The organism is Actinomadura sp. NPDC048955 (assembly GCF_040649435.1).
Classification (GTDB): domain Bacteria; phylum Actinomycetota; class Actinomycetes; order Streptosporangiales; family Streptosporangiaceae; genus Spirillospora; species Spirillospora luteofluorescens.
Genome location: NZ_JBEZJI010000084.1, coordinates 1 through 15,076 on the forward strand (window position 1 = coordinate 1; position 15,076 = coordinate 15,076).

Genomic DNA, 15,076 nt, shown 5'->3' on the forward strand with positions numbered 1-15,076 from the left:
GCCGTGGACGGCGGGCGGCGCCCCCTCGCCGTTCGCGCGGGAACCGGGCGCGGGTCGCGCCCGGTGCCGTGCGGTCAGCGTTCGACGAGCCGCTCCGGCGCGGCGGACGGTCCGGTGACGGCGAACCGCAGCGCAGCGGCGAGCTGCGTCTCCGGGTTGGCGATGAGAGCGCCGACCTGCCCCGCGCCCGCCATCTCCTCGGCCACCGCGCCCGGGCGCACGCCGAGCACGTAGTCGGCCTCCATCGGGCTCACCGCCGTGACGCACCCGGCGGGCAGCGTCGCGTACGCCCCGAGGAAGACGCGGCTGCCCTCCGGGATCAGCGAGGCGAGCGCGCGGAGGACGATCCGCGCGGCCGGACCGGTCACGGTCACGGCCTGCATCTGCTGCAGCGCCTGCCGAATCCGGGCGAGCTGGTCCCCGCTGACGACGCCGCTGGCGACGAGGGCGTTGGTCTTCGGGACCACGCCGTCGCGCCGGCTGATCACGACGGAGTCGTTCACCTTCGAGACGACGAGGCCCCGCTTCTCCCGGGAGGCAGTGATCGTCTTGACGGCCCGGCGGGACGCGGCGAGGTTCGGGAACCCCGGGATCTGGCGGATGCCGCGCGCTCCGCAGACGGTCACCTGGGTCCCGTGGACGTGCACCTCGTCGATCGTCTCGTCGCGCATCAGCTCGCCGAGCAGGTGGGTGCCGTTCAGGACGTGGTAGACCCGGCTGGCCATGGCCGGGTCCCCGCCCGTGTGCCGGGTGAGGACCTCCAGCCAGAGCTCGGCCACCCGGGGGCGCAGCGTCGTGGCGATCCGCTCCGCGGTGGCCCATGCCGGGTCCGCCGCGGGCGGGGGCTGGGCCGCGGCGGCTTCCACGGGCTCGTTCGCGGGCTGCGCGGTGTGCGTTGCCTGCTCGGGCTGCGGGGCCTGCTCGGGCTGGGCGGGCTGTGCGGGTGCCGCGGTCTGAGCGGCCTGTCCGCCCGTTCCGAAGGGCGTGCTGCGCGTGATCCGGTGATCCTGCGCGGACGGGGAAGCCTGTGCGGCGCCGCCCGCCTCCGGAGCATCGGCGCCCGGCGTGACCTCGGGGTCCTTGGGAGGCTGCTCCGAGGGCGCGTTCGCGGGCTTCGCCGGTTCCTGGTTCCAGGACTGCTCCTGTGCCTCCGGCTTCGGGGCGGGCGCCGGCGCCGGCGCCTGCGCCTGCGCACCGCCCGCTCCGGCCGCCGCCTGGCCGGACGGTGCTCCGGCGGACGGCTGCCCCGACGCGGGGGCGGCGCCGTTGGCGGAGTCGTCCCAGGCGGAGAACAGTGACGCCCAGTCGTCCTGCGGGCTCTGCTGGCCGGCTCCCGTCTCGGGGCTCGTGGCGGTGCCCGTGTCCGCGGGTGCGGCGGGGGCGGGAGCACCGGTCACGAGGAGCTTGTCCTGGGAGGGTTGCTCTTCCGGCCCATCGTCCTCCTCCTGGCCGACGCCGATGGCCGCCCAGAAGTCCATTCCGGTGGCGGGCTCATTTTGCGCTGCCATATGGCCGCTTCCTTTCTCGTGAGTAGGGGCCGGATCGAGATTGATCACTTGGGGTCCATGCCGAGGAGCCGCTTCCAGATGCCGCCCCGGCCGGCCCCCGGCTGCGCGGCCAGGGACTGGCCGAACACCGGGTCCCCGGTGACGAACTGGAGGATCTCCCGGAAGGTCGTCTCCAGGTCCGGGCCGATCTGCAGCGCGTTCAGCCGGCGGTTGTTCGCGGCCTGCGTCCACTCCAGGTCTTCCGGGATCATGCCGACGAACCGCCAGCCGGGCATCAGGTCCATGACGTCCTCCGGGCTGCAGTCCACGTCCGTGCGGGCCCGGTTGAGGATGAGGGACAGCTTCTCGGGGTCGACGCCGCCGCTCCGGGAGTGCCGTGCCATGGTGATCGCGCTGAGCCACGCGCGCGCGGCCTCCAGTGTCACCCGGTTGGGCTCGACCGGGACCAGGATCGCGTCGGCCTCCGGCAGGACCAGGTCGGTGAACGTCATGTGGTAGAGCTCGGCGACCGGCGTGTCGACGAACACGAAGTCGAACGCCTGCCGCAGCACCGTGATGATCCGCCGGTACAGCATCGCGTTGATCAGCGCCGGGTCGGCCATGGTGACGTCCTGCGGCCCGAGCAGCGTGAACAGGTCGGCGTCCGCGATGTGCGCGAGATGGTTGCGCACGTTCTCCACCCTGAGCGATCCGTTCGCCCGGAGCATGTCGAGGATCGTCGGCGCCTCCACGTTGAGGTACCGCGCGACGTCGGCCTGCTGGAAGTTGGTGTCGACCAGCGCCACCCTTCCGGGCCGGCCGGCGGCGTGCAGGTGCCTGGCCGCGTAGACCGACAGGTTCACGGCCGTGGTGGTCTTGCCAACGCCGCCCTTGGCCGAGGCGATGGCGATGACCCGCCCCAGGGCCGGGGCGGGCTCCTCGGCCCTGACCAGCGCGGCCGCCGGCATCTGCTGCGGCCCCGGCCATCCGTTCGAGGCCGGCTGGGCCGGCATCGGGTTCTGGTCGTGCCCCGTCGCGGGCCCCGCTTCCGGAATCTGCTCCGCGTGGCCTCCCGGGACGGGCTGCTGCCCCGCGAACCCCTGCTGTCCCGGCGCGGCCGCCGGCCACGGCTGGTGGCCGGGAGGCGGGGCGGAGGGCGCGGGCGGTTCGGCGGCCTGCGGCGGCACCGTCCCGGGCGCCTGCGCGAAGGACGGAGGCTGCGCCGGATTCGGATTCCAGCCGCCGGCGGAGGGCTGGGCGGCGGCAGGCGGTTGCTGGGCGGGTGGCTGCTCGGCGGGCGGCTGGGCGGCCGTGAACGGTTGGGCCGCCGGTCGCTGCTGCCCGGCAGCCGGTGCCTGGGACGCGGCCGGCGGTGCGGTCGGTGGTGTGGCCGGCGGTGCGGCCGGTGGCGTGGCCGGCGGTGGCGGTGCGGCGGGCTTGGCCGGGGCAGGGCCGGAGATGCCGAACAGTGCCAGCAGGTCCGACATCTTGAGCTGCCCGCCGATGACGTGCACGCCCGGATCGAAGGTGTCGCCGCGTTCCGCGAAGTATCCGTGCACGAGCACGGTGAACCCGCGGCCGGCCAGCCCGTTCGCCAGAACGGACACGCCGGCGCCCGGAAGGTCCTCGACGAACCCCGGGGCGAACATGAAGGCGGCGGGGGGTCCGACCCGCCCGCTCTTGGACAGGTCGCGGAGTTCCGCCGCGGAGGCGGCGTCGTACACGGCGGAGAACCGACCGGTATCCCGCAAACTCCGGGCGACGCCCGGGTCCCCCGCGACGACGAGGTTCGGCGCAGTTGCCATCACTCAGTGTCCTCAGCGCTCTGGTTGTCACCCGGTCGGCGAAGCGGCCGGAATCTCTAATAGCGACTGTGCGGACAATGACGGATGCCGCCAGCCCCGGATGCCGGACTGTCTCCCTGAGAGCCAACACGACCAGGGAGATGACAGCACATGGTCAACCTGAGGGCGGCGCTCGGACGTCTCACCGGGACCAGCCGCGCAGGCCGTTCCGAGGCCGACACCGCCACCATGTGGACCACTCCGTACGCCTGGCGCACCAGCGACGGCGTCTACGTCGGCTACAACGGCGAGGTGTGGATCTACCGCACCGTGCGCCTGTCGCCGATGAAGTGGGAGGACCCGGCGGAGCAGCTGTCCATGGCGGCGCCGCTGTCCCGGCTCCTGGGCGACCTCGGCCGGACGTCGCGGCAGCCCGTGGGCGGTCTGGCGACCCTGTCCAACAACCGCAACATCCACCTGGTCTCGATCACCTGGGACGACCTCGTCACCCCGCCGAAGGAGAACACCGACGAGCTCCGCGCCTACCAGGCCGAGGCCTTCGGCTTCCTGGCCCCGAAGCGCGTCCTGTTCGTCGGCGTGCAGCTCCGGTCGTCGCTCATGGACAAGACGTCCCGCGCTGGGAAGGGCTCGCAGGGCGGCATGGGGACGGTGAAGGCCCTGACCGACCTGGTCAAGGACTCCATGGCCGACGACGTCCCCGACCTGTCCGACTACCAGAAGGACATGGAGCACATCGTCTCCATCTTCAAACGGGCGGACGCGCAGGAACCGACCCGGCAGGAGCTCGACCAGCTGGAGTCCTGGTACAACCTCGGGCGCGGCCCGGACGCGGTGATCGAGGAGATGCCGACCCGGCTCGACGTCACCGGCATCGGCGAGCTGGAGATGGCCGCCGTCATGCGGTTCGACCAGCCGATCATGCCGTCGCCCGACGCCCAGTGGGCGCTGGACGTGATCAGCCACCCCGGCGACGCCCCGCACGTCATCTCGATCAGGGCCGAGCTCGAACCCGCGAACCTGACGCGGGCGAGGGCCCGCCGGGCGCAGCGCCGGATCATGTCCAACATGGAGGAGGAGCGCAAGACCCAGGACCTGGAGAAGGTCGAGCTCTCCCAGACCTTCCAGCAGGCCAAGGAGGTCGAGGACTACCTCGCGAACTCCAACCAGCCCATGCTGGCCCGGTGCAGCTTCATCATGGCGCGGGAGATGACCGACGCCACCGAGACCTACATGGAGTTCCTGGCCCAGTACTACGGGATCCAGATGAAGGCGCTGGAGCACCGGCAGATCCAGGCGCTGGAAGAGACCCTGCCGTGCTCCTCCGTCCGGGTGAACCCGTTCCTGCAGGACGTCAACGTGCCGATGGTGTCGCACGCGGGGCTCCAGGCGTTCTCCGACCTCGGTGACGACCTCGGCGTCTACGGCGGGCTCATCGACCCGGACGGCACGCCGTTCTTCGTCGACCCGCTCGGCGCCCCCCGCAAGAACCTGCCGCCGGTCTTCGGGATCTTCGGAGACCCGGGCAGCGGCAAGACCTTCTTCGCGCAGTCCGTCGCCACCCAGGCCGCGCTGAACGGCCTACCGGTGATCTTCGTGAACCCGAAGGGCGGCGACTCGCTCTACGGGATGGTGGACTACGTCCAGAGGCTGGGGATCCCCGCCGGGCGGGTGTCGATGTCGGCGCTGGAGGAGTCGCCCGGGGCCTTCGACCCGTTCCGGTACGCGCCGCCGACGATCGCGGCAGAGATCGCGAACGTGCACATCCTGTCCGCGCTGGACGACTCGCGCGACGGGCTGACGCTGTCGGAGCGCCTCGCGCTCGGTTCCGGGCTGAAGCGGGGCGCGCTCAACGGCGCGCGCTGTGTCTGGGACGCCCTGAAGTACGTGCCCGGCGACGACGCCGAGCGGGTGCGCAGCCTGGTGGAGCAGCAGATGGAGGCGTCCTCCATGTTCTCCCTCGGCATCGCCCTCCAGCCGCTGCCCCGCCTGGACATGTCGCAGCGGCTCACGCTGGTCGACTTCGACCGCGAGCTCGGCCTGCCGGAGGGCAAGACGCCGAGCGAGTACTCGGTGTCGGAGCGCATCGCGCTGGCGGCGGTGCGCCTGGTCATCCGCGCCTCGCTGGAGATCCTCATCGCCAACCGCTCGGGTGTGCTGATCGTGGACGAGGCGTGGACCTTCCTCTCGCAGGCCGAGGGCCTGGCCTCGCTGCAGCGCATCTCGCGAGAGGGCCGGTCGCTGAACATCATGCCGGTGTTCCTCACCCAGCGGATCGCGGACGTGGTCACCAAGGACCTGGAGTCCTACCTCAGCCGGGTGCTGGTGCTGAAGCTGAACGAGAAGCGCGAGGCCGAGACGGCGCTGCGGCTGTGCGGCCTGAACCCGACCTCCGAACGTCTCGCGCAGATCCGCGAGTTCGGCCCGCTGCCACCCGAGGATGGCAAGCCCGCGCGCTGGGCGCGGGGCATCTTCCGCGACCTGTTCGGACGGCACGCCCAGGTCGTCCTCGGCCCCACGCCGCCCGAGGCGGCGCAGGCGTACAGCACGAACCCGGAGGACCGCCGCAAGCGCGAGGAGGCCCGCAGGGAGCGCGAGGAGGCCGAGCGGGCCGAGTACGAGGCGGCAGTCGCCGCGGCCGCGCGGATGAACGATCCCGGCGCGACCGCGCCGCCCGGGCAGAACGGCGTGGCCCCGGGGCAGGACATCGGCGCCGCGCCGCACACGGGACATGACTTCACCGCCGCGCCGCCGCAGACGGGGGAGGAGAACCCATGGCTCGTCGGCTGAGGCCCGGCACGGCCCGCCGCGGCGACCCGCGGAAGCGGAGCCGTTCCGTCCAGGCGGAGCCGGGCGGCGCGACTGCGGCACCCCCGCGCCCGCGCCGCGGACTCCAGTTGCTGGTGTGGGTGCTGGCGCTGACCGTCTTCGGCGGCCTCGCGTTGCTCTCCGGGCAGACCGAGGGCTTCGGATCCGGCGGCCGGTCGTCGAACGCCGCCGCGCCCGCCGCGTCCTCAGCGCCCGCCGCCGTCTCCCTGCCCGCCAATTCCTCAGCGCCCGCCGCCTCCACCGTGCCCGGCGCGTCCTCCGCGCCGGTGGCGCAGACCGTGCCGGGCGCCGGCGGGCGCCTGCTCGCGGCGGCCCCGGACGACGAGCCCACCTACGACATCAACCGGGACGACTGCGAGGCCTACAGCGAGGCGAGGGAGTTCCTGCCGCTGCACCGGTGGACGTCCTTCGAGCTCTTCGTGGTGGACAACGCCCGGATCTTCAAGACCCAGCGGTTCGTCTCGATGATCGCCAGCCTGATGTTCATGGCGGGAGGGCTCTGCTGGCGGATCATCGGCTCGCTCATGGGCTTCGGGTACTCGTTCGACATGATCTGCCGGGCGGCGGATCCGATCAACTCCGTCGTGCGCACCTTCTCCCTGTACGCGGCCTGGTTCCTGATCCCCTCGTGGATCTTCGTCATGGCGGCGGTGATCCGGCGCTGGTCCAGCAGCGGTCATCGCCGGGGGCCCGCGGCCGCGATACGCCTGGTCATGGTGTTCCTGACCGCCAACGGGTTGATCTTCTTCATCGGCGACCAGGCCGACAAGCACCAGGACAACCCGACGGCGGCGTACACGATGCCCTGGACGGCCGCGACCGTCCAGGGCTGGTTCACCACCGCGGCGGACTCGCTCTACGACCTGCAGAAGATCGGCAGGGTCAACGACGGCGTGGCCAACAATCCCGTGTTCTACGACGGCCACCCGGACGGCGGAGCGGGCGCGGTCACCTGTGCGAAATTCGACGACAAGCTCAACGACGAGTACATGGCCCGGAACAAGGAGACCTCACTCGCCAGTGGAAAACAGGCGATGGTCCAGGTCAGCAAGATGTGGGAGATCTCGCTCGTTCGTTCCTGGCAGGCCGCGCAGTTCGGCGAGGGGACGAAGCAGTTCCCCTCACCGGCCCACGCGTCCTGCCGCTGGCTCGAGGCCAACGCCGACGTGAGCACCGAGAACAAGCTGGAGGCCTACGACCTGGCGACCGGCCACGGCAAGGGCACCACCACGTCGAACTCGGCCCGCGGGTACTTCATCGACCCCGCCGCGGACGAGCAGATGATCATGATCGCCTGGGGCGCCTGCAAGGCCAACGACGACGGGCTCGGCAGCGCCCACACGATCCCGCAGTGGGACAAGGCCACCGACACCAAGGACAAGGCGAAGGCCTGCGAGAAGCTCTACAGCAACGTCACCTACGAGGACGACAAGAGCGGGCACCAGTTCAGCGTCGCCGGTATCGACGTGCTCTGCTTCCTCTGTGACAACGGCACGATGGGCACGTTCTACTTCAACGGCGACGACGAGCTCAAGGACAAGCTGGGGAACTGCTACGCGAGCGAGCCCGCCTGCCAGGCCGACTGGAACTTCGTCAGCGCCTGGCTGGGCAAGAACCAGGCCCAGCGGCTCACCCAGGGCCTGCTGTCGATGATCGTCGCCTTCGTCTTCCTGTTCGTCATGGGACCAATGGCGATCGGTATGACAGTGTCCAGTGTGGGTTTGGCAGGACTAGTCATGATCTTGCCTTTGACATTGCTCCTCATAGGAGCGGGCCTGCCGCAAGGGATGAGACTGCTCAAACTCACCGGAGCGGCGGCGGCGGGTGACGCCCTCTTCACCCTTGCCCTGACGTTCCTGACCATGCTCACCGATACGACATACCAGGCGATCGAGGCGACCACCAAGGACGGCACGCCGAACTTCTTCCAGCAGGTCGCGCAGGGCGCGGCCCCCCTGGTGGCGCTGTTCCTGTTCAAGAAGATCAGCAAGATCCTGAGCCTGGGGGACATCTCCTCCACCTCGGGGGCCACGGGATTCGCCTCGGCCATCGTGCTGCGGGGCAGCGGTGACCGGAGGCTGTCGCGCAACGCCGGCCAGCAGGTGTCCCAGCGCCTCGGCCGCCTCGGCGTGGGCAAGATGCGGCTGGCCGCACTGGACGAGCGGTCGCTGCAGCGCCGCATGCTCAACAACCGCGCGACGAGGGCGGTCGCCGGCGCGGCGAAGAAGGGGGCGCAGCGAGCCACCCGCCCGATCACTGACTGGGCGAAGGACAAGTACGACGGCGGCCGCGCGAAGCTCCAGCACGGTGTGAACGCCCTGCAGCGCAAGGCCGCGTCCGGGTCGCCCGCGCAGCGTGCCGCCGCGTACGCCGGGCTGACCGCGGGTCTGGCGGGCCTGACGATGGTGGCGCCGCCGGCGGTGCTGGCGACGCTGCCGCTGATGGCCTTCACCGGCTCCGCGGCGGCCGGGCGCGGCATCCAGGCCGGCGTCAACGGGATCAGGGGCGCGCGCTCCGGGGCCGGCGGCGACGGGACGGGCATGGACGCGATCTCCGCGGCGGGCATGCCCACGGCGAACAGCGCCCGGACGGGCCTGCGGCAGGCCGACGACTGGCACCGCAACATCATCCGCGTCAGCGACTCCGAGGAGCAGCGGCGGCTGATGGGCGAGCACGCCGAGGAGGGCCTGAACATGCTGCGGGCCCGGCAGTGGGGCCAGGGACAGCCCGGCGGGCTCCACCCGGAGTTCACCGGATTCGTCAACGACGAGGAGAAGATGCGGGCGCTCGCCGACGCGGCGAGCGCGATGGGCCTGAACGCCAGCCAGCTCCAGGTCAGCAACCAGGGGCTGCTCGCCCCCAACGTCGAGTTCGCGAACGGCCGGCCCCAGGGAATCACCGCCGAGCAGCTGGGCATGATGCCGCACCTGTTCCTGCCCGCCCGCGACCGGCGGCCCCAGATGACCGCCGACGGGGTCCTGGAGAACCAGGACCAGCAGATCGCCCGGATGACGGCGCAGCTCAGGGAACGCGGCTACGTCACCGACGAAGGCGAGATCGTCAACGTCCTGGAGGCCCACGGGTTCGACACGCGCCTTCCCGAGGTGAAGGTGCGGGTGGAGCGCTGGCTCGACGGGGGCAAGGACGAGGAGCTCTCCCGCATCAGCATCGCCCCCCGCCGGGGAGAGGTCGCCGCCGTCGAGGCCGCCCGGGAGTGGGCCAGCGACGTCGACATGCCGGCCCCCGACATCCGCCAGCGGCGCGACCTGGACGCGGTGAGCGGCGTGATGACCGCCGCGCGGAGCGAGATCGGAGACTTCAACAGGATCCGCATCGAGATGCCGGACGGCACCTTCGCGTCGGCCGGCAACCTCCAGCGCCAGCTCGAAGGGGAGATCCGCTCCATGGTGAGCGTCGCCATGGAGACCAAGAACCTGCACGACACGATGAACGCGGGGACGATCACCGGGGAGTTCTTCGGAGCGGAGTACGCCCGGCTCACCCAGGCGCAGCAGGAGGCCGCCCAGCAGGTCGACAGGCTGAGCGCCATGTTCCGGGACGCGGTCGACGCGTCCAGGAACGCGCGCGGCGTCTGCGAACTGCGGGTGCAGATGGCCGATCCGAACAGCATGATCGACGCCGGTGAGCTGACGCGGCTCGCCGACCAGATCACCAAGAGCAACCAGCAGGCGCAGCAGCAGGTGCACCAGGAGATCGACAGGCTGGTCGGGGCCATCTCCCAGCGGCCGACCGACTCGGGGGCCGCGGCGGGGATCCTCCGCAGCCTCGACGAGTTGCGGGACGTGTTCGACAGGGAGGGCCGCGGTGAACGCTCGGAGAACCAGGCGGTGATGGACCGGCTGAGCGACCTGGAGCGGTCGCTCCAGGACAGCAGGCGGATGACCCAGGTCGACCCCCGGCTGGCGGCGAACGCGAACACCCCGGTCGACATCCGGAGGGTGCTGCGGGACATGTACCGGGACGAGATGTCCAGGACCTAGGACGGTGTTGATTCAGTCCCGGCCCACGTAGCTCGCCTGGCGGCTCGCTACGTGACCGGGCCTGGGCGAACGCGGCATCGCTTCGCGATCTGCCCGGTTTCGCTCGCCTCCGGCTTCGCTCCACCGGGCAGGTCACGCGTTCGCGTGCGTGGCCGGGGTCACTTCGAGACAGGACCTAGCCGGAAGGCGCCGGGAGCCGAAAGAAGAACCGGCCTCCACCCCGCTGGGGGTGGAGGCCGGTCGTCGTCGGGGTTCGGGTCGTGTTCCCGCAGGTCCAGGGAACCTGCGCCTGCGTAGGCGTTCAGCTGACGCCCTCGCAGGGGTTGTAGTCGTGCTTCTTGGAGCACGACTCGAACCGCTTGGCGTACTCGTCGACCTTGCCGTCGAACACGCTCTCGGAGCCGATGACCTGCCACACGGTCTCTTCCACACCGAAGGTCTGGTCGAACGTGAGGCTGGTTCCGTCCGGGGAGAGCGTGCCCTTGACCGGGCCGAGGTCTCCCAGGCCGTTGAGCTCGACCGAGTTGCCGGTGCCCGAGCCGTTGAACGGCTGGTCCTTCGGGTTCTCGACCTTGCGGCCGTTGCCGTCGAAGTGCACCAGCGTGTAGGTCCCGGTGACCTGACCGCCCTGGGGGTAGATCTTGAAGTTCAGCAGGGCGTGCTGCTCGCCGTGCTCGACCATCGCGATGACCTCGCGGGGCTTGTTCTGGTTCGCCGGGGCCGTCGCGCTGGGCTTGGGGTCGGTCCGGTCGCTGGCGCTGTCCGAGCCGGTGTTCATGACCAGTGCGAACGCCAGGCCGGCGGCGGCCAGTGCGGCCACGACGGCCAGGACGATGAGCTGGGTGCGTCGGTTGTTCGGCTGCGCGCTGTTCACGGTTTTTCCCTTCGGTGAAGGCGCGAGAAGCCGGGTGATGGACCCGGCTTCTGTACGCGTCTGATGAGATGCGAACGGGGCCGGGTCGGCTCTGTTTGCGATGTGCTCATCAATTGTCGCGCACAGCGCACCGTGTTCGCAAGCGAAAGGTGCACTGTGGTCGTTTTTGGGCAGGTCTCGTGAACGGAGCGCCGGCGTAATGAAAAACGGCCGTTACGCCGATTCCGCGTGATCACCGTCACGCGGAATCGGCGGCCGTAGGGAGGGAGCGTTTCACACCTTGCTGGGGTCGATCCAACCGACCCAGTAAGCGCCGGAATAGGCGCGCTCCACCTTGGAGACGTCCCCGGTCTGGTTGGTGTGCACCTTGTAGCCGTCGGCGAGCTGCATGGCCACGTGGCCGGAGTGCGGCTCCACGAGGTCTCCGGGCTTCGCCTGGCTGAGCGTGATCTTGTGCGTCCAGCGCGCCCCCACGAACGTGGTGGTGACGGGGGCGTTGCTCCCCTTCGGGTACAGGTTCGGAATGGCGCCGCTGTCGCGGTAGGCCCGGGAGACGAAGCTGGAGCAGTCGGCCCAGCCGGGGTCGTTCCGCTTGCCGGAGTCGAGCGGGGCGTAGGGCCAGCCGAGGTGGGTGAGGGCCCACTTGATGGCCATCGCCGCCTGGGGCGTGCGGGCCTGGGCCACCGAGTCCACGCACAGCTTGCGGATGCCGATCTCCTTGGCCCCCTCGCGCAGGGTGTTGTTCGGGGCGTTCTCCGGGCAGCCGTCAGGCCCGACCGTCACCTGCACGGTGCCGTTGTCCACCGCGCCGCCCCCGCCGGTGGCGAGCGAGCCGATCAGTTTGCCCGCGCTGTTGAACGGCGGGATGACGCCGCCGAAGAACCAGGCGTACTCGACGGCGATCTGCTCCAGCGGGAGCAGCACGCCCTCGGTGTTTCCGAGCCGGCTCCACGCCTCGGTCGCGTCCGGGGCGACCGGCGCGCCGACCGGCTTCAGCGGGCGCAGCGCCAGCCGCGGGATGACCAGGGTGTCCTCGCCGACGACCGGCGGCATCTCCTTGTTGGCGTCCTCCCGGCCCTGGTAGTAGTTGCCGAGGCCGCTGAGGTTGGCGCCGTTCGCCCCGCTGCCCGCCAGGTCGGTGGCGATCTGGGCGAGCGTGTTGTTGAAGCCGGGAGCCCAGGACCCGATCATGCAGGCGGGGTCCATGCCGGGGTCGGTGATCCCGTGGTCCTCCTCCACCTTGTCCAGCTTCGGCTTCCACTCGCTGTACACCTTGTCGTCGCCGGGGGGCTTCTTCAGCGACGCGAACTCGGTCGCGAACGGGGCGATGTCGGTGAGGAACTTCCTCATCACCGTGAGGCACTTGTCCGACGCCTCGAAGTTGTTCTGCCCGGGGCCGATCTGGGAGAACAGCTTGAGGTCGGTGCCCATGGCGATGCTGAGCTTCTGCCAGCCGCCGATCATCGGCTGGAAGGGCCCGATGCCGTTGGGGCGCTCCTCCGGCGGGACCTTCTCGACGGACAGCACGAGCTTGGCGGCGCCGGCGATGTTCTTGTCGACGTCGCACCGGTCCTCGACTCCGGCCTCCTTCGCCTCCTCCTTGGTCATCGGGAAGATGCCCTGGCGCGAGTCCTTGCCGTTCTCGCACTTGTCGGTCTTCCACTTGCCGGCTCCGTAGCTGACCGACATCGCCTCGTTGACGAGGGTCTCGACGGCGGCGGGCCGGTTCTCCTGCACGGAGTACTTGAATCCGCCCTCCTGGTACTTGGCGCCGGTGACCAGGTAGAGGTTCTGGAGCCGGTTGGTCTCGCAGCGCCAGATCGAAATGATCTTGAAGCTGACCGACCACGGCTTCTCGGGGTCGTCCGGCGGGGGGACGGCGCAGGCCCCGCCGGGGCTGGCGGTGCGCTCCATGAAGATGCCCGAGGTCGCGATGACCTTGCTCCAGTACTTGCGGGCGTTCTCCTGGTCCTTCTCGTTGCCGTCGGCCTTCCACTTGGGGCTCTTCGGGTCCCGGTGCACCTTCTCCGCCGCCTTGACGAGCTCGAAGGCCACGAAGTAGGAGGACTGGCACGGGTTCTGCGGATTCATGCCGTGCATCCGCATCTGACCCGACGCCGCGGGGGTGAGCAGGTACGGTCCGGAGCCCTGGTCGTCCTTGCCGCCGATGTCGGGATCCGGGTCGTCGACGTCGCATCCCCAGGCGCGCAGGCCGGTGCCCCCGGTCTCCGGCGCGTCCGCTCCGGCGCGGAGCGCGGCGGTCTGCGTCCGGGGCCCGCCGGGCCGGACGTGGTACGAGGCGGGCTGCGCGGCGCCGGAACCGGCCGGGTGCGCCTGCGCCGCGGCCCGCATCTTCGTCATGACGCCGTCGACGTACTTCCAGGCCGTCGGGTTGAAGTCGCAGGCCCCTGGGCACTGGTCCCACTTCTCCGGGTTGGGGCCCCAGCTCCCCGTGAAGTGGTCGACCGCGATCGGCTGCCACTTGTGGTACTTGTTCCACATCCGGAGGACGTCCTCTTTGGCCCGGCGGTCCTGCACGCTCGGCGGAGCCAGGCACGCCCTCGCGTAGCCCCCGTAGTTGTTCCAGGTGCTGGTGATGTACTGGTAGGCGCCGCAGGCGGTGCTCTGGTTCGTCCCGGCGTTGCGGTCGTAGACGCCGTTCGACTCCTGCATCCGCAGCGCCCAGAGGAACCAGCCGAGCTGGTGGCTGAGATCGCCGTCCGGCGGCGCGACGTGGTCGCTCCCGGTGCCGGGCACGGTGGCGGCCGAGCCCGCGCCGGTGATCCCCTCGACCGGACCGGGCCCGGCGCCGACCGTGTTGCTCACGTTCACGTCCACGCCGCCGGTGCCGTCCCCGCCGGAGCCGTCCCCGCCGGGGACCTCCTTCGCCTTGCGCCCGGGGTCGCGGTCGACGTTGTCGTACGGGCTGTAGCGGGCGAAGTCGGTCTGCGCCTTGGCGAGGCCCGCGAGGATGGTCCAGGGGACCTCGGAGTAGTCCTGCGCGCTCCCCGAGGTCTGCTCCGACGCCTGCTTGAGGATCCGCTGCCAGTTGCCGGGGAAGTACTCGGCGACCTTGGTGTCCGAGGTCTGCTCGGGCTGGGACTCCGGGACGTCGTCGTCGACGTTGACGCCCAGGATCATCCCGGCGATGAGGATGATGCAGAGGAACGGGATGAGGACCGGAAGGCTGGCGGCCAGCAGCATTTTGAGCTTGCCATGCTTCTTGTCCTTCTCGGACTTCTGCCCGGAGGCCCTCTGGTCCTTGCCCTTCTGGCCGGCGCCCGCTGCCGCCGCGTTCGGGGCGCCCCCCTTCCGGCGCCGGAAACCGTCCATGAACGACTTCGGGATCTTCTGGCCGAGCTTGGACTGCTCGAACTTGTCCAGCGCCCGACCGCCGGCGCCGGAGTCCTTGACGCCGTCGTACACCTTGGGCGCGTACCGGTCGGACAGGGCGCGGGCGCCGATGTCGGCGGCCTGCCCGAGGAGGTTGAGGCCCTTCTCCCCGAGGTTGTCGCCCTCCGGCATCGACGGGACGTAGTTGGCCGGGAGCCCCTTCTTCGCGGCCGCCTCGCGCAGCTTGCCCTCGGCGAAGTCGCCGGCCGCCTTCTTGAGCCCCTCCCTGGGGTCGCTCTGGGGCGCCTGCTCCGACGGCGTGCCGGTGGGCGGAGCCTTGAGGTCCTTGGCCAGCTGCGCGGCCTTCGCGGCGACGTCCAGCGCCCGCTGCATGCCGAGCGGGTTGTCCTTGTTGAGCTGGACGGGCCCGCCCCGCAGCGCCGCGTCGCCGTACGGGTTCGTCCCCTTCCCGTCCGGGCCGCGGTCGATCGCCGACTGCTCCTTGAGGATCTCGGAGGCGCTCTGCGGTAGCTGGGCCGACGCGGCGAGCCGGGGGTCCGAACCCAGCGTGGCGATCTCTTCCGGCGCGAGCTCGGCCAGATCCTCTGGCGGCTCGCCGTCCACCACAGGCTGCAGTGCCGTCGGCTGTGGTGGAGCCGGCGGCGGGCCGTCCTGCAGTTCATCGCCGTCGAGAGGCCGCGGTGAGACCTCGGAGCCCTTCCACGGGCTGCTGTCCTCGTCCATCCAGGG

Annotated in this window: 6 protein-coding genes; 2 read left to right on the forward strand and 4 right to left on the reverse strand. The window is 70.7% G+C overall.

Translation table 11 applies throughout. The annotated features are described in order from the left end of the window. Positions 1–74 precede the first annotated feature (74 nt). Positions 75–1,508: a hypothetical protein gene (locus AB0C84_RS41800; protein ID WP_361077322.1), complete on the reverse strand. Its 1,434-nt coding sequence runs from the start codon at positions 1,506–1,508 to the stop codon at positions 75–77. A gap of 44 nt (positions 1,509–1,552) precedes the next feature. Further along, on the reverse strand, positions 1,553–3,292 hold the full coding sequence (locus AB0C84_RS41805) for an AAA family ATPase (protein WP_361077325.1): 1,740 nt from the start codon (positions 3,290–3,292) through the stop codon (positions 1,553–1,555). A 150-nt stretch (positions 3,293–3,442) separates the two neighbouring features. Here AB0C84_RS41805 and AB0C84_RS41810 point away from each other — a divergent pair, with 150 nt between their 5' ends. Both AB0C84_RS41810 and AB0C84_RS41815 read left to right on the forward strand, forming a co-directional pair. Beyond that, on the forward strand, positions 3,443–6,079 hold the full coding sequence (locus tag AB0C84_RS41810) for an ATP-binding protein (RefSeq protein WP_361077327.1): 2,637 nt from the start codon (positions 3,443–3,445) through the stop codon (positions 6,077–6,079). Then, positions 6,064–10,119, forward strand: a complete 4,056-nt coding sequence (locus AB0C84_RS41815; protein WP_361077330.1) for a hypothetical protein — start codon at positions 6,064–6,066, stop codon at positions 10,117–10,119. Before AB0C84_RS41810 ends, AB0C84_RS41815 begins: the two co-directional genes overlap by 16 nt. 301 nt (positions 10,120–10,420) lie before the next feature. Here AB0C84_RS41815 and AB0C84_RS41820 read toward each other — a convergent pair whose 3' ends face one another. Then, a complete protein-coding gene (locus tag AB0C84_RS41820) occupies positions 10,421–10,993 on the reverse strand; it encodes a hypothetical protein (RefSeq protein WP_361077333.1) in 573 nt (190 codons plus the stop codon). Between the two features lie 273 nt (positions 10,994–11,266). Then, the gene (locus tag AB0C84_RS41825; protein ID WP_361077336.1) at positions 11,267–15,070 is read right to left on the reverse strand and encodes a hypothetical protein; all 3,804 of its coding nucleotides are present in this window, start codon (positions 15,068–15,070) and stop codon (positions 11,267–11,269) included. Between the last annotated feature and the right edge of the window lie 6 nt (positions 15,071–15,076).